The sequence below is a fragment of the Streptomyces sp. NBC_01198 genome (genome assembly GCF_036010485.1).
In the GTDB taxonomy this organism is placed as follows: domain Bacteria; phylum Actinomycetota; class Actinomycetes; order Streptomycetales; family Streptomycetaceae; genus Actinacidiphila.
The window spans coordinates 6192597-6208825 of record NZ_CP108568.1; the positions used below are offsets into that span (position 1 = coordinate 6192597).

At 72.6% G+C, this 16229-nt stretch carries 10 protein-coding genes, 1 tRNA gene and 1 pseudogene; 7 read left to right on the forward strand and 5 right to left on the reverse strand.

Translation table 11 applies throughout. The annotated features are described in order from the left end of the window. The first annotated feature begins 1 nt into the window (after window position 1). Genes OG702_RS27560 through OG702_RS27570 form a run of 3 tightly spaced genes read left to right on the forward strand, consistent with a single transcriptional unit; the run spans window position 2 to window position 3467 of the window. The gene (locus OG702_RS27560; protein ID WP_442814738.1) at window positions 2-1882 is read left to right on the forward strand and encodes a branched-chain amino acid ABC transporter permease; all 1881 of its coding nucleotides are present in this window, start codon (window positions 2-4) and stop codon (window positions 1880-1882) included. Between the two features lie 8 nt (window positions 1883-1890). Continuing rightward, window positions 1891-2754 (forward strand): ABC transporter ATP-binding protein, encoded by an 864-nt coding sequence (locus OG702_RS27565; RefSeq protein WP_327291639.1) that lies wholly within the window; start codon window positions 1891-1893, stop codon window positions 2752-2754. Further along, the gene (locus tag OG702_RS27570; RefSeq protein ID WP_327291640.1) at window positions 2751-3467 is read left to right on the forward strand and encodes an ABC transporter ATP-binding protein; all 717 of its coding nucleotides are present in this window, start codon (window positions 2751-2753) and stop codon (window positions 3465-3467) included. Before OG702_RS27565 ends, OG702_RS27570 begins: the two co-directional genes overlap by 4 nt. Window positions 3468-3533: 66 nt before the next feature. On the opposite strand, the gene OG702_RS27575 is transcribed toward OG702_RS27570, so the two are convergent. Further along, entirely contained in the window at window positions 3534-4109 is a 576-nt protein-coding gene (locus OG702_RS27575) for an ANTAR domain-containing response regulator (protein WP_442814739.1), read from the reverse strand. 207 nt (window positions 4110-4316) lie between these two features. Between OG702_RS27575 and OG702_RS27580 the strand changes: the two genes are divergently transcribed. Together OG702_RS27580 and OG702_RS27585 are read left to right on the forward strand one after the other, a co-directional pair. Beyond that, a tRNA-Leu gene (locus OG702_RS27580) sits at window positions 4317-4391 on the forward strand. A 108-nt stretch (window positions 4392-4499) separates the two neighbouring features. Then, window positions 4500-5248, forward strand: a pseudogene (locus OG702_RS27585) (transcriptional regulator). A 5-nt stretch (window positions 5249-5253) separates the two neighbouring features. On the opposite strand, the gene OG702_RS27590 reads toward OG702_RS27585, so the two are convergent. Beyond that, the gene (locus OG702_RS27590) at window positions 5254-5727 is read right to left on the reverse strand and encodes a PaaI family thioesterase (protein WP_327291642.1); all 474 of its coding nucleotides are present in this window, start codon (window positions 5725-5727) and stop codon (window positions 5254-5256) included. Between the two features lie 85 nt (window positions 5728-5812). Then, window positions 5813-8098: an FdhF/YdeP family oxidoreductase gene (locus OG702_RS27595; protein ID WP_327293398.1), complete on the reverse strand. Its 2286-nt coding sequence runs from the start codon at window positions 8096-8098 to the stop codon at window positions 5813-5815. 255 nt (window positions 8099-8353) lie between these two features. On the opposite strand from OG702_RS27595, the gene polA reads away from it, so the two are divergent. Both polA and OG702_RS27605 read left to right on the forward strand, forming a co-directional pair. Then, window positions 8354-11074, forward strand: coding sequence for a DNA polymerase I (gene polA, locus OG702_RS27600; RefSeq protein WP_327291643.1), 2721 nt, complete (start codon window positions 8354-8356; stop codon window positions 11072-11074). A gap of 325 nt (window positions 11075-11399) precedes the next feature. After that, window positions 11400-12668 (forward strand): lytic transglycosylase domain-containing protein, encoded by a 1269-nt coding sequence (locus OG702_RS27605; RefSeq protein WP_327291644.1) that lies wholly within the window; start codon window positions 11400-11402, stop codon window positions 12666-12668. A gap of 63 nt (window positions 12669-12731) precedes the next feature. On the opposite strand, the gene hrpB is transcribed toward OG702_RS27605, so the two are convergent. Both hrpB and OG702_RS27615 read right to left on the reverse strand, forming a co-directional pair. Further along, window positions 12732-15233, reverse strand: coding sequence for an ATP-dependent helicase HrpB (hrpB, locus tag OG702_RS27610; protein ID WP_327293399.1), 2502 nt, complete (start codon window positions 15231-15233; stop codon window positions 12732-12734). Window positions 15234-15351: 118 nt separating this feature from the next. Further along, window positions 15352-16173, reverse strand: a complete 822-nt coding sequence (locus tag OG702_RS27615; protein WP_327291645.1) for a class I SAM-dependent methyltransferase — start codon at window positions 16171-16173, stop codon at window positions 15352-15354. Window positions 16174-16229 lie beyond the last annotated feature (56 nt).

The following is a 16229-nucleotide window of genomic DNA, read 5'->3' on the forward strand; positions in this document are numbered from 1 at the left end:
GATGACCGACCTCTCCACGAACGCCGCGTCCATGACCACCGCCGCCCCCGGCGCCCGCAGGACCGAGCAGTACCTCCCGCTGTCGCTGCCCGTCGCCAAACTGGTGACCCTGGTCGGCGCGGTCGCCACGACCGCCTCGACGTTCATGTCCTGGACCTACACCACCGACTTCCCCGGTGACCTCACCGTCAGCGGGTACCCCGGCGGCCTCCAGGTCATGACGCTGATCGGCGCCATCATCACCGGTGTCGTCGCCCTCGGCGCCTTCAAGCTCAAGGGCCTGGCCTGGCTCAACCCCAGCCGCTCGTACAACTCGGTGCTGCTGCTGGCCCTCGGCACGCTCGCCACCACCTGGTACACGGTGATCGACATCGCCGCCAAGCTCGGCGGCCTGGCCAACCTCGACCCCGGCGCCTTCGTCGCCGCCGTCGGCAGCCTGGTGCTCTTCGCCGGCGCCCTCGCGCTGCCGATCGACCGCCACCCGCGCGAGGAGGAGGACGCCGAATACATCGAACTCGGCGCCCTCGGCAGCTCCGACCTGGCCGTCGGCGCCTACCGCCGGCTGCGCGAACTGCGTTTCAACCACGGCGACCTCAAAGTCTCCGACCCGCGCGCGCTCAACGTCTGGCTGCAGCGGCTGGCCGTCGTCGCGGTCTACGCCGCCGGCCTGAAGGTCCTCACCTTCGGCCTGGCGACCAGCTACAGCGACATCTTCATCGGCTACCTCATCGTGGTCGCCTTCACCTTCTGGGGCCTGGGCGCCAGCGGCCTGCTGCGGCAGTTCCAGCAGATCACCCGGGAGAACCGGGTCTTCTCCTCCAGCGTCGGCATCGTGGCCGCCATCGCCTACCCCTTCGCCCAGAACAACGAGCACTGGGCCAACCTCGGGGTCAGCGTGCTGATCGTCGGCACCGTCGCGCTCGGCCTGAACATCGTCGTCGGCCTCACCGGCCTGCTCGACCTCGGCTACGTCGCCTTCCTCGGCGTCGGCGCCTACACCGCGGCACTGGTCTCCGGCTCGCAGTACTCCATCTGGTCCGGCGTGCAGTTCCCCTTCTGGGCCGCCGCCCTCACCGGCGCCGCCGCCGCCCTGGTCTTCGGCATCCTCATCGGCGCCCCGACCCTGCGGCTGCGCGGCGACTACCTGGCGATCGTCACCCTCGGCTTCGGAGAGATCTTCCGCATCGTCGTGAAGAACCTCGACGGCGTCAGCGGCCCGGAGGTCACCAACGGCCCCAACGGCATCGCGCAGATCCCCGACCTGTCGATCTTCGGGTACAACCTCGGCGACACGCACGAGATCGGCTCGTACACCCTGGGCCGGTTCGCCAACTACTACCTGCTCATGCTGGTCATCACCGTGATCGTGGTGCTGGTCTTCACCCGGGCCTCCGACTCCCGGATCGGCCGCTCCTGGATCGCCATCCGGGAGGACGAGACCGCCGCCACCGCCATGGGCATCAACGGCTTCCGGGTCAAGCTGGTCGCCTTCGCGCTGGGCGCCTCGCTGGCCGGCCTGGCCGGCACCGTCAGCGCGCACGTCACCAACAGCGTGGTGCCCGACCCGTACGTCTTCTCCGGCTCCGTACCGCCCAACTCCGCCTTCCTGCTCGCCGCCGTCGTCCTCGGCGGCATGGGTACGGTCAGCGGCCCGATCCTCGGTGCGGCGCTGCTCTACGTCATCCCGGAGAAGCTCGACTTCCTCGCCAGGTACGAACTCTTCGCCTTCGGCATCGCGCTCGTCCTGATCATGCGCTTCCGGCCCGAGGGCATCATCGCCAACCGGCGGCGGCAGCTGGAATTCCACGAGGACGAAGCCACCACGCCGGGCAAACGCACCCTGGGCGACGACACCGTCCCGGCCGGCACGGCAGGGGCGTGAGGAACACCATGACCACCACCATCCCGCAGCAGCCCACCCCGGAGCAGGCCCCCGACGGGACCCCGCTGCTCCAGGCCAGCGGCGTCGTCATGCGCTTCGGCGGCCTCACCGCCGTCCGGGACGTCGACCTCACCGTCAACACCGGCGAGATCGTCGGCCTGATCGGCCCCAACGGCGCAGGCAAGACCACCTTCTTCAACTGCCTCACCGGGCTGTACGTCCCCACCGAAGGCACCGTCAGCTACCGCGGCACCGTACTGCCGCCCAAGCCGCACCTGGTCACCAAGGCCGGTATCGCCCGCACCTTCCAGAACATCCGGCTGTTCGCCAACATGACCGTGCTGGAGAACGTCCTGGTCGGCCGGCACACCCGCACCCGCGAAGGCCTGCTGTCCGCGCTCATCCGCGGCCCCGGCTACCACCGGGCGGAGGCCCGCTCCCGAGCCAGGGCCATGGAACTGCTGGAGTTCACCGGCCTGGCCGCCAAGGCCGAGCACCTGGCCCGCAACCTGCCCTACGGCGAGCAGCGCAAGCTGGAGATCGCCCGCGCCCTGGCCAGCGAGCCGGGGCTGCTGCTGCTCGACGAGCCCACCGCCGGCATGAACCCGCAGGAGACCAGGGCCACCGAGGAACTCGTCTTCTCCGTACGCGACCAGGGCGTCGCCGTCCTCGTCATCGAGCACGACATGCGGTTCATCTTCAACCTGTGCGACCGGGTCGCCGTCCTCGTCCAGGGCGAGAAGCTGGTCGAGGGCACCTCCGAGGTCGTACAGCAGGACGAACGGGTCATCGCCGCCTACCTCGGCGAGCCCTTCGAAGGCGCGGCCGAGGACGGGCCGCAGACGACCGGCGAGCAGGAGAACGACCGATGACCGCACTGCTCGAAGTGGAGAACCTGCGCGTCGCGTACGGCAAGATCGAAGCCGTCAAGGGCATCTCCTTCGCCGTCGAGGCCGGCCAGGTGGTCACCCTGATCGGCACCAACGGCGCCGGCAAGACCACCACGCTGCGCACCCTCAGCGGTCTGCTCAAGCCCACCGGCGGCCGGGTCGTCTTCGACGGCAAATACCTCACCCGGGTCCCGCCGCACAAGATCGTCGCCCTCGGCCTGGCCCACTCGCCCGAGGGCCGGCACATCTTCCCCCGGCTCACCATCGAGCAGAACCTGCAGCTCGGCGCCTACCTGCGCAAGGACGCCGCCGGCATCACCCAGGACATCGACCGCGCCTACGAGCTCTTCCCCATCCTCGGCGAACGCCGGCGGCAGGCGGCCGGCACGCTGTCCGGTGGCGAGCAGCAGATGCTCGCCATGGGCCGCGCCCTGATGTGCCGGCCGAAACTGCTCATGCTCGACGAACCCTCGATGGGCCTCTCGCCGATCATGATGCAGAAGATCATGGCCACCATCGTCGAGCTCAGGTCCCAGGGCACCACCATCCTGCTCGTCGAGCAGAACGCCCAGGCCGCGCTGTCGCTGGCCGACCAGGCCCACGTGATGGAGGTCGGCTCCATCAAGATCTCCGGCACCGGCCAGGACCTGCTGCACGACGAGGGCGTCCGCAAGACCTACCTCGGCGAGGACTGACCGCCCGCCCACGCGTGAGGGGCCGCACCCGGCACCGGGTGCGGCCCCTCACGCATGTCTGGACGGCTACTTGTCGGTGACCTCTTCGATCACGGCCTGCGCCACCGCCTGCATCGACATCCGCCGGTCCATCGACGTCTTCTGGATCCACCGGAAAGCCGCCGGCTCGCTCAGCCCGTACTTCGTCTGCAGCACGCTCTTGGCCCGGTCCACCAGCTTGCGGGTCTCCAGCCGCAGCGACAGATCCGCGATCTCCCCCTCCAGCGCCCGCAACTCCTGGAACCGGCTGACCGCCATCTCGATCGCCGGCACCAGGTCGCTCTTGCTGAACGGCTTCACCAGATACGCCATCGCCCCGGCGTCCCTGGCCCGCTCCACCAGTTCCCGCTGTGAGAACGCGGTCAGCATCAGCACCGGCGCCAGCTTCTCGCCCGCGATGCGCTCGGCCGCCGAGATCCCGTCGAGCACCGGCATCTTCACGTCCAGGATCACCAGGTCGGGCCGGTGCTCCTCGGCGAGCTTGACCGCTGTCTCCCCGTCCCCGGCCTCACCGACGACGGAGTACCCCTCCTCCTCCAGCATCTCCTTCAGATCCAGCCGGATCAGCGCCTCGTCCTCGGCGATGACCACCCGCGTGGTCAGCGGAGGTACGTGCGACTGCTCGGACTGCTCTGCCGGCCCTGACTGCCCGGCGGACTGCTCATCGGGCTGCTTCTCGGACCGAGCGGCGGACTCGTCGGGGGCGCTCACGGTGCTCCTCGTGCTGCGGCGGGGTATTGCCTCACGAGCCTACCCAGGTCCGGTAGAGTTTGAGTACCGGAACGGTAGGCTATCCTCTGTTTCGAAGGAGCCCCGGTACTCCAATTGGTTAGAGAGGCGGCTCTCAAACAGCCGACAGTGTGGGTTCGAGTCCCACCCGGGGTACTTCGCCTTCAAATCCAAGGTAGAGGCATCTTTAGCAAGATCGCTGAACAGAGTGAACCTCTGTTCGGCCGCCCCCGCCGCCTGGTGCGATCGCGCATTCTCGATCGTATGTACGACCTCCAGGCGCGCCGCCGGGCGCTCGCCCTCCTTGCCGAAGGCCACTCGCTCAACGCCACCAGCCGCGCGACCGGCATATCCCGTGCGGCCATCCGCGACTCGGCCACGCGCGGCCCCGAGTCGTCACGTGCCGGCCGGCCACCGCTGCGCACCGACGGCCCCGCCTACCCGTATCTGCTCGGCCTCTATCTGGGCGACGGCTGCCTCAGTAGGGGCCACCGCGGTGTCTACGCCTTACGCATCGCCTGCGCCGACTCCTGGCCCGGCCTCATCAACGCCTGTGAGCGCGCCATCCGTGCCGTCCGCCCCGGTGGTGCCGTCTGCCGCGTGCAGCAGCAGGGCTGTGTCCAGGTCACGGCCTGCAGCAAGCAGTGGCCCACGGTCTTCCGCAGCACGGCCCGGGCCGCAAGCACGAGCGCCGCATCGCGCTGGAGCCGTGGCAGCAGCGGACCGTCGACGCGTATCCGTGGGAGTTCATCCGGGGGCTCGTGCACTCCGACGGCTGCCGGATCACCAACTGGACGATCCGGCCGGTCGCCGGTGAGCTGCGGCGCTACGAATACCCGCGGTATTTCTTCACCAACAAGTCCCAGGACATCCTGACCCTCTTCTCCACCACCCTCGACCGCGTCGGCGTCGAGTGGAAGGTCACCCGCCGCGGCGGGCAGCCGTACAACATATCCGTCGCCCGGCGGACGTCGGTGGCGCTCATGGACCTGCACATCGGCCCGAAGCACTGACCGGGTCAGGCGGTCGCCGCCGGGGCGGCGGGGCGGAGCATGCAGGTGAGGCGGGCGGTGCAGACGCGCTTGCCGGAGGCGTCGTCCATGATCACGACCTCGTAGGTGGCCGAGGAGCGGCCGCGGTGCACCGGGCTCGCGGTGCCGGTCACCAGGCCGGAGCTCATGCCGCGGTGGTGGGTGGCGTTGAGGTCGACGCCGACCGCGATCTTGCTGGGGCCGCCGTGCAGCATCGCGCCGACCGAGCCCAGGGTCTCGGCCAGGACGGCCGAGGCGCCGCCGTGCAGCAGGCCGTACGGCTGGGTGTTGCCCTCGACGGGCATCGTGCCGACCACCTTGTCCGGCGAGGCCTCCAGGATGCGGATGCCCATCCGCTCACCGAGGTGCCCGGCGGAGAAGAGCGCCTGCAGGTCGATGCCGAGCCCGGCGTACTGCTCCAGGATCTCCTGCGGGAACTGGGTGACGGTCTGCTCGCCCATGCGGTCGGCTCCGATCGGCCTCGGGTGCTGCGGTGTTCGGTGTACCGGACAGCTTTCTACCCGGCTTTCTACCGCACCGACCGGATCAGCCGCGGGCCGGGTCGGGTCGTTCCAGCCGGATGACGACGGACTTCGACGCGGGCGTGTTGCTGGTGTCGGCGGTGTGGTCCAGCGGGACGAGGACGTTGGTCTCCGGGTAGTAGGCGGCCGCGCAGCCTCGCGGGGTGGGGTAGTGCACCACCCGGAAGCCGTCGGCCCGGCGCTCGCTGCCGTCGGTCCACTCGCTGACCAGGTCGGCGAGTTCGCCGTCGGCCAGGCCCGCGGCGGCCGCGTCGTCGGGGTGCACCAGGACCGCCCGGCGGCCGCCCTTTATGCCGCGGTAGCGGTCGTCCAGGCCGTAGATCGTGGTGTTGTACTGGTCGTGCGACCGCAGCGTCTGGAGCAGCAGCCGCCCTTCGGGCACCTCGGGGTACTCCAGCGGCGCGGCGGTGAAGTTGGCCTTGCCGGTGGCGGTGGGGAAGGTGCGCGAGTCACGCGGGGCGTGCGGAAGGGTGAAGCCGCCGGGGCGGCGCACCTTGGCGTTGAAGTCGTCGAAGCCGGGGACGACGCGCGAGACGCGGTCCCTTATGAGGTCGTAGTCGGCCTCGAAGTCCGCCCACGGCACGTTGCTGCGGTCCCCGAACACCGCCCGGGCCAGCCGGGAGACGATGGCCGGCTCGGAGAGCAGGTGCGGGGAGGCGGGCGCCAGGCCGCCGTGCGAGGCGTGCACCATGCCCATGGAGTCCTCGACGCTGACGAACTGCTCGCCGCCGGCCTGCCGGTCCTTCTCGGTACGCCCCAGCGTCGGCAGGATCAGCGCGCGGGCGCCGGTCACCACGTGCGAGCGGTTCAGCTTGGTCGACACGTGGACGGTGAGGCGGGCGCGGCGCATGGCGGCCTCGGTCACCGCGGTGTCGGGGGAGGCGGCGACGAAGTTGCCGCCCATGGCGAAGAAGACCTTGGCGTCGCCGTCCCGCAGTGCCCGGATCGCCCGCACGACGTCGAAGCCGTGCTGCCGGGGCGGTTCGAAGCCGAACTCTTTGGACAGGGCGTCGAGGAAGGCCGGTGCGGGCCGTTCGAAGATGCCCATGGTGCGGTCGCCCTGCACGTTGCTGTGGCCGCGCACCGGGCACACTCCGGCGCCGGGGCGGCCGACGTTGCCGCCCAGCAGCAGGAAGTTGACGACCTCGCGGATGGTGGGCACCGCGTGCTTGTGCTGGGTCAGGCCCATCGCCCAGCACACGACGATGCTCTTCGCGTCGCGGGCCAGCGCGAACAGCTTGTCGATCTCGGCCCGGTCCAGGCCGGTGGCGCGCAGCACCTCGGTCCAGTCGGTCGCCAGGGCCGCAGCTTCGTAGTCGGCGAAGCCGTGGGTGTGCTCGGCTATGAACTCCCGGTCCACGGCGCCGGCTTCGATGAGCAGCCGGCCGAGGGCCCGGAAGAGCGCCTGGTCGCCGCCGAGCCTGACCGGCAGGAACAGGTCGGTCAGCACGGTGCCGGCACCGACCAGGCCCGCGGCGTTCTGCGGGTTGCGGAATCTTTCGAGTCCCGCTTCCGGCAGCGGGTTGACGGTGACGATCGTCGCGCCGCCGCGCTTGGCCTTCTCCAGTGCCGACAGCATCCGCGGGTGGTTGGTGCCCGGGTTCTGCCCGGCGACGATGATCAGCTCGGCCTGGTAGAGGTCGTCGAGCAGCACGCTGCCCTTGCCGACGCCCAGCGTCTGGATCAGCGCGGAGCCCGAGGACTCGTGGCACATGTTGGAGCAGTCCGGCAGGTTGTTGGTGCCGAACTCCCGGGCGAAGAGCTGGAAGAGGAAGGCGGCCTCGTTGCTGGTGCGGCCCGAGGTGTAGAAGACGGCCTCGTCGGGGCTGTCCAGCGCCTGCAACTCGTCGGCGACCAGTTCGAAGGCCCGCTCCCAGGGCACCGCCTCGTAGCGTTCCGCGCCCTCGGCGAGATACATCGGCTGGGTGATCCGGCCCTGCTGGCCCAGCCAGTAGCCGCTGCGGCCGGCCAGGTCGGCGACGGGGTGCTGGGCGAAGAAGTCCGGGGTGACCCGGCGCAGGGTCGCCTCCTCGGCGACGGCCTTGGCGCCGTTCTCGCAGAACTCGAAGGTGTGCCGGTGCTCCGGCTCCGGCCACGCGCACCCGGGGCAGTCGAACCCGTTCTTCTGGTTGACCTTGAGCAGTGTCAGCGCCGAGCGTCTGGCGCCCATCTGCGCCCCGGCCGCCTTGACGGTGTGCCCGATCGCCGGCAGCCCGGCGGCAGCCTGCTTCGGCACACCGACCCGCGGCGCGTCCTGGACGGGGTCCCCTGCGGGCGGCTTCCTTGCCATGGCCATGGCCCAACTCTATGCCGCCACCCCGCTGCCGGACCCCGGCTGTTTTTGCCGCCTTCCCGCCTCCGGGCCCGAACCTGCCCCGGTGTAGCCGGCGAGCCAAAGGGCGCGCCGGTGTCGAAAGGGAGAACGCGCGGAGGTCCCTGAGGAACGAAGGGATCGAGCACGATCGACCGTCGACACCGGATCAAAAGCGCCCGGAGGCGAGAAGGCGGCAGAAAGACTGTCGGTGGGGCGTGGGAGGATTCCTGTGTGGCAAAGAACGCATCGAAGACGACGAACGACCGCCCCCGCCTGATGCTGCTTGACGGGCACTCGCTGGCGTACCGGGCGTTCTACGCGCTGCCCGTGGAGAACTTCAGCACTGCCACGGGCCAGCCGACGAACGCGATCTACGGTTTCACGTCCATGCTGTCGAACACGCTGCGTGACGAGGCGCCGACGCATCTGGCGGTCGCCTTCGACGTGTCGCGCAAGACGTGGCGCTTCGACGAGTATCCGGAGTACAAGGCGACCCGCTCCAAGACCCCCGACGAGTTCCGCAGCCAGGTGGAGCTCATCGGCGAGCTGCTGGACGCGATGGGGGTCAACCGCTTCGCGGTCGACGGGTACGAGGCGGACGACATCATCGCCACCCTGGCCACCCAGGCCGAGGAGCTGGGGTACGACGTGCTGATCGTGACCGGCGACCGGGATGCGTTCCAGCTGGTCAGCGACCATGTCACCGTGCTCTACCCGACCAAGGGCGTTTCGGAGCTGACCCGCTACACCCCGGCGAAGGTCGAGGAGCGGTACGGACTGACCCCGCAGCAGTATCCGGACTTCGCGGCGCTGCGCGGCGACCCCTCGGACAACCTGCCGGGCATTCCCGGCGTGGGGGAGAAGACGGCGGCCAAGTGGATCACCCAGTTCGGGTCGTTCGCCGAGCTGGTCGAGCGGGTCGACGAGGTGAAGGGCAAGGCGGGTGAGAATCTGCGGGCCCACCTGGACGCCGTCAAGCTCAACCGGCGGCTGACCGAGATGGTGCGGGACGTCCAGCTGCCGCTGACCCCCGAGGGCCTGGCGCGGGTGCCGTACGACCGGCAGACGCTGGTCGGGGTGCTCGACGTGCTGGAGTTCCACAACGCGAATCTGCGGGAGCGGCTGTTCGCCGCCGATCCCGGCGCAGAGCTGGAGGAGGTGGAGGTCGCCGCGGGCGTCGCCGTCGACGGCACCGTGCTGGCCGCCGGTGACCTGCCCGGGTGGCTGGCCGCGCGCAGCGCCGGGCCGCTCGGCCTGGCCAGCGTGGACGCCTGGGGGCTGGGCGCCGGGAGTGTCACCCAGGTCGCGCTGGCGTCCGCGGAGGACGCCGCGTGGTTCGACCCGGCGCAGCTGGACGAGGCCGACGAGCAGGCCTTCGTCGGCTGGCTCGCCGACCCGCAGCGCCCCAAGGTGCTGCACAACGCGAAGAACGTCGCCCGGGTCTTCGCCGAGCACGGCTGGTCGGTGGCCGGGGTGTCGATGGACACCGCGCTGGCCGCGTATCTGATCAAGCCCGGCCGCCGCTCCTTCGCGCTCGACGTGCTGTCGGTGGAGTATCTGGGCCGCGAGCTGGCACCGGTGGACTCCGGCAGCGGGCAGCTGGCCTTCGGCGAGGAGAGCGAGGAGGAGGACGAGGGCGCGGCCGCGGCGGGTGCGCTGATGGTCCAGGCGCGTACGGTCCTCGACCTCGGCGAGGTCTTCGGCGAGCGGCTGCCCGAGGTCGGCGCGACCGAGCTGCTGCACGACGTGGAGCTGCCGACGTCGGCGCTGCTGGCCCGGATGGAGCGCGCCGGGATCGCGGCGGACCGCGCTCATCTGGAGGGACTGGAGGAGCAGTTCGCCGCCGCGGTGCAGCATGCGGTGGGCGAGGCGCACGCCTCGGTGGGGCACGAGTTCAACCTGGGCTCGCCCAAGCAGCTCCAGGAGGTGCTGTTCGGCGAGCTGGCGCTGGCCAAGACCAAGAAGACCAAGACCGGTTACACCACGGACGCCGACGCGCTGGCGTGGCTGGCCGCGCAGACCGACCACGAGCTGCCGGTGATCATGCTGCGGCACCGGGAGCAGGCCAAGCTGCGGGTCACGGTGGAGGGCCTGGTCAAGACGATCGCCCCGGACGGGCGGATCCACACCAGCTTCAGCCAGACCGTGGCGGCGACCGGGCGGCTGTCGTCCACCGACCCGAATCTGCAGAACGTGCCGATCCGCACCGACGAGGGCCGGGCGATCCGGCGCGGCTTCGTCGTCGGCGAGGGGTACGAATCGCTGCTGACCGCCGACTACAGCCAGATCGAACTGCGGGTGATGGCCCATCTGTCCGAGGACGAGGGCCTGATCGCCGCGTTCACCACCGGCGAGGACCTGCACACGACGGTCGGCTCGCAGGTCTTCGCGGTCGGCAGGGACGCGGTCGACCCGGAGATGCGCCGCAAGATCAAGGCGATGTCCTACGGTCTGGCGTACGGCCTGTCGGCGTTCGGGCTCTCCCAGCAGCTGGGGATCGAGGCCGCCGAGGCGCGGGCGCTGATGGAGACGTACTTCGAGCGGTTCGGCGGGGTGCGGGACTATCTGCACCGGGTGGTGGAGGAGGCCCGCGGCACCGGTTACACGCAGACGCTGCTGGGCCGCCGCCGCTATCTGCCCGACCTCAACAGCGACAACCGGCAGCGCCGGGAGACGGCCGAGCGGATGGCGCTGAACGCCCCGATCCAGGGCTCGGCGGCCGACATCGTGAAGATCGCCATGCTGCGGGTGGACGAGGCGCTGACCGCGGAGCAGCTGAGCTCCCGGATGCTGCTCCAGGTGCACGACGAGATCGTGCTGGAAGTCGCCCCCGGCGAGCGGGAGAAGGTCGAGGAACTGGTGCGCCGCGAGATGGCCGGGGCGTATCCGCTGCGGGCGCCGCTGGACGTGTCGGTGGGCGTCGGCCCGGACTGGGAGTCGGCCGCGCACTGAGGGGGTCACGCGGGGGGGCCGCCACCCGGCGGGCGTGGCCGAAAGTGCGGGTCCGCGCGGGCCGGTGCGGGCGCGCCGACCCCGCCGTACGGGCACCGCACGCTGCCCGTACGGCGGTGGACCGGCGTTCTTCCGTGGTGCGCGGACGCTTCGACGACGTGCGGATGACCAGGGGGGAAACGCTGCACGGTGACAAGCGGGCACTGCCCGTTTGCGCACATTTTGAGCACGCCTTTGTGGTGGTCACGTGATGCAAGTTGCCGTAGGGTCGGTCAAGTTGTGGCGCCGGAGACGGCGCGTTCGAGTACTGGGAGGGGACCGCTCCATGGCAGCGCGGCGGTATGGCCGGAGGCTACGCAGGGGAGCGGCGGGCACCGCGGTCGCCGCCGCAGCGATGGCGGCGCTCAGCGCGTCGCAGGCACCGGGCTTCCTCCCGGTCGCCCACGCAGCCGAGCATCAGGAGGCCCCGTCCGCGGTCGCGCCGCCGCCCGGCCCGGCCATCGACGGCGGCTCGCCGTACATCACCGACCTGCCGCCGCTGAACACCCCGACCGGCCCGCCGCTGGTGACCCCGCCGACCACGCCCGGCACCTCGGTGAACCTGCCCGGCGGCAGCGCGGGACTGCCCGCGACCGTGCTCGCGGCGTATCAGCGCGCCGAGGCGTCCGTCGCCGAGAGCGACCCCGGCTGCCACCTGCCGTGGCAACTGCTCGCCGCCATCGGTCAGGTGGAGTCGGGCCAGGCCCGCGGCGGCGCGGTCGACGCGAACGGCACCACGTACTCCCCGATCCTGGGCCCGGTGCTCAACGGCAAGGGCTTCGCGGACATCACCGACACCGACGGCGGCCGTTACGACGGCGACGCGGTGCACGACCGGGCCGTCGGGCCCATGCAGTTCATCCCCTCCACGTGGGAGCACTGGGGTGTGGACGGCAACGGCGACGGGGTCGACAACCCCAACAATGTCTACGACGCCGCGCTCGCCGCCGCCCACTACCTGTGCGCGGGCGGCCGCGACCTGGCCGTGCCGAAGGAGATGGACCGGGCGATCCTCGGCTACAACCACTCGCAGGCCTACTTGGACCTGGTCAGGTCCTGGTACGACCACTTCAGGCAGGGTGGCGCCGTGTCGATGCCCGACCGTTCCGGCACCCCCGGCAGCAGCGGCAACCCGATCTCGTCGGCCGGTACTCCGACCGGTACACCGACAGGTACGCCGACCGGCACGCCGTCCGCGCCGCCCACCGCGCCGGCCAGCCCCAGGCCGTCGGTAAGCCGCCCGCCGGCCGCGCCCGGCAAGCCGAGCAGCCCGGGCAAGCCGAGCATCCCCCCGACGACCGGTCAGCCCAGCACCCCGCCGGGCGGCCCGACGACGACCCCGCCGACCGGGACGCCCACCGACCCGCCGACCACCCCCGGTTGCGGTACCGAGTCGCCGACCCCCACCCCGAGCGAGACCGCCACGCCCACGCCCACGGACACGCCCACCGGCGACCCGTGCGACACCCCCACGCCGAGCCCGTCCGGCTCGTCCACCCCGACCCCGGCGGCCAGCGTCACCGTGACCACCGAGGCGACCACCGACGCGGACTGACCCCGGCTGACGACCTAGGCCGTGCCAGACACCGCGGGCCAGGCGGGTTTTGTCAGACACGGCCTAGCCCCGCCGGGCGTTGGTGCGCTTGGTCGGGGCGGCCGTCGAGGGGTCCTCGGGCCACGGGTGGCGCGGGTAGCGGCCGCGCAGTTCGGCGCGGACCGCCCGGTAGCCTTCCCGCCAGAACGAGGCCAGGTCCGCGGTCACCGCGGCCGGGCGGCCCGCGGGCGACAGCAGGTGGACGAGCACGGGCACCCCGGCGATCCGCGGGGTGTCCGCGAGGCCGAACAACTCCTGGAGTTTCACCGCCAGTACGGGCTGCTCGCCGCCGTAGTCGACGCGGATCCGCGAACCGCTCGGCACCTCGATGCGCTCCGGCGCCAGCTCGCCGAACCTGGCCGCCTGGCCGGTCGCCCAGGGCAGCAGCCGGGGCAGGGCGGCGCCCGCGTCGATCCGCTCCAGGTCGGCGCGGCGGCGGGCGGCGGCCAGTTCGGGGCCCAGCCACTCGGCGGCGCGGGCCAGCAGCGCGTCCTCCGCGACATCCGGCCAGGGCGCGCCCAGCACCCGGTGGACGAACGCGATGCGCTGCCGCAGCTCCCGGGCGTCCCTGGTCCACCGCAGCAGCCCGGTGCCCTCGGCGGCGAGCCCGTCGAGCAGCGCGGCTCGCACCGCGGCGGGGTCGGCTGACCGCAGTGGCGCCGCCGTCAACTCCACGGCGCCCAGCCGCTCCACCCGCCTGGCCACCACGTCGCCCTGCGCCCAGCGCACCTCCTCGTACCGCTCAAGCGCCCAGGCCGCGGCGCCGCGCGCGGTCTCCTCGTCCACCACCGCGGCGAGCCGCACCCGGGCCGCCGCCCGCCCCACTCCGCGGTCAGCCACGGCCACCGCGACCCACTCCGCCCCGCCGAGGCCGGCCCCGACCTCCGCCCCGGTGCCGGACACCATCAGATACGCACCGTCGGCCCGCCGCCGCGCCAGCCGTTCGGGGAAGGCCAGCGCCACCACGAGCCCGGCGGCGGCGTCGTCGCTCAACCCGCCCGCGCGCCCGCGGCCGTGCTCGCCGGCCTGCGACGTACGCAGTGCCGCTTCCAGCCGCCGCGTCTCGGCGCGCCAGCGGTTGCCGTAGGCGTCGCCGGCGCGGCGGGCGGTGTGCCAGGCGGCGGTCAGGTCGGGGCCGTAACCGGCCGGGACCTCCTCCGACAGCAGCGCGGTCACCTCGGCGGCGCGCGTGGCGCCCAGCGTGGGCGCGGCGTCCAGCAGGGCGCGGGCCAGCCGGGGGTGCAGCCCGAGCAGGCCGAGCCGCCGCCCGCGCGGGGTGGCGCGCCCCGCCGCGTCGACCGCGTCCAGCGTGCGCAGCGTGCTGCGGGCGGCGGCCAGGGCGCCGGGCGGCGGCGGGTCGAGCAGGGCGAGCCCGGTCGCGTCGGGCTCGCCCCAGCACGCGGCCTGCAAGGCGAAGCCGGTGAGGTCGGCCAGCGCGATCTCCGGTGCGGGCTGCCGGGAGAGCCGGTCGTGCTCGCCCTGCGCCCAGCACCGGTAGACGGTGCCGGGCGCCTCACGGCCGGCGCGCCCGGCGCGCTGCTCCGCCGCGGCCCGCGACACCTTGACGGTGGTGAGCGCCCCGAGGCCCCTGGCGTGGTCCATCCGCGGCTCGCGGGCCAGGCCGCTGTCGACCACCGCCCGCACTCCGGGCACGGTCAGGCTGGACTCGGCGACCGACGTGGCCAGCAGGACCCGGCGCCGCTGCCCCGGGGCCAGCGCCGCGTCCTGGACGGCGGCCGGTGCCCGGCCGTGCAGCTGCAGGACGTCGACTCCGAGGCCGGACAGCATTCCGGCGACCCGGGCGATCTCCCCGACGCCCGGCAGGAAGCACAGCACGTCCCCGCTGTCCCCGCCCTCGGCCAGTGCCCGGCGGACCACCGCCGCGACATGGTCGAGCAGCGCGGGGTCCACCCGCATGCCGTGCGGCGGGCGCACCTGCCGCGGCGGCGGCGCCCACCGGACGGCCACCGGGTGCAGCACCCCGGCCGCCTCCACCACCGGGGCGTCGAGCAGCGCGGCCCACGCCGCCGTGTCGGTGGTCGCGGACGCGGCGATCAGCCGCAGGTCAGGCCGCAGCGTGGCGCGTACGTCCAGCAGGAAGGCCATCGCGGTGTCCGCGTCGAGGTGCCGCTCGTGGCACTCGTCGAGCACGACGGTGCCGACGCCGGCCAACTCCGGGTCGCGCTGCAGACGTTGCAGCAGCACCCCGGTGGTCACCACCTCCACGGTGGTGGCCGCCGACACCCGCCGCTCGCCCCGGACGGTGAAGCCGACGGTGCCGCCGACCTGTTCGCCCAGCAGCCAGGCCATCCGCCGGGCGGCGGCCCTGGCCGCCATCCGGCGCGGCTCGGCGACGAGCACGCGCCCCGGGGGACCGCCGTCGGCGCCGGCCAGCAGCAGCGGCACCAGCGTGGTCTTGCCGGTGCCCGGCGGTGCGGCCAGCACCGCGCAGCCGCGGTCCGCGAGCGCGCCGAGCAGGGCGGGTACGACCGCGGCCACCGGCAGCGCGTGCCCCTCGGCCCGGATCGCGAGGCCGCCGGTACCCGCCCCGCCGGCTACCGGCCCGGCCACGGCACCGCCCGCGTAGCTGTGGGGCGGCCCGGGCCGCGCCGGCGGGCGGCACCGCGGGTGCCCGCGCGTCCCGTCATTCCGCCACGCACACGAAGATCGCCGTACCGGGCAGCAGCCGGCCGCGCAGCGGGGACCAGCCGCCCCACTCCTGCTCGTTCCACCGCGGCCACTCCGGTTCGACCAGATCGACCAGGCGCAGCCCGGCCGCGGCGATCTCGCGGACCCGGTCGCCCAGCGTGCGGTGGTGCTCGACGTAGACGGCGAGGCCCCGGTCGTCCTGCTCGACGTAGGGCGTCCGGTCGAAGTAGGAGGACACCGCGGTCAGGCCGTCGGGCCCCGGCTCGTCGGGGAAGGCCCAGCGCACCGGGTGGGTGACCGAGAAGACCCAGCGCCCCCCGGGCCGCAGCACCCGGCGCACCTCCCGCTGCACCCGGGCGGTGTCGGCGATGAAGGGCAGCGCTCCGTAGGCCGAGCAGGCCAGGTCGAAGGAGGCGTCGGCGAAGGGCAGGAAGGCGGCGTCGGCCTGCACCAGCGGCAGCGGTGCCGGCCTGCCGGGCTCCTGGTCGATCCGCCGGGCGTGCTGCAGCTGCCGCCGCGACAGGTCGAGGGCCACCGGCCGCGCGCCCCGCGCGGCCAGCCAGCGCGAGCACTGGGCCGCGCCCGCGCCGATCTCCAGCACCGTGCGGCCCTTGAGGCCGGCCACCGTGCCGAGCAGCCCGGCGTCCGCCTCGTCCAGGCCTTCCGGGCCCCAGACGAACCGGTCGTCGCCGAGGAAGTCGCCGTGCTCGATCTGGTAGGCGTCCGCGTTGCGGTCCCACCAGCCACGACTGGCCCGGCTGCTCTCCGTGATCCCGGCGGTGCGCCGGGTAGCTTCAGGTTCAGGTCCTTGGATCATCGCGCCAGTCGTCGTACTCTCTGAAAAGACCTGCGGTCGGGGGACTTACGCCGGTT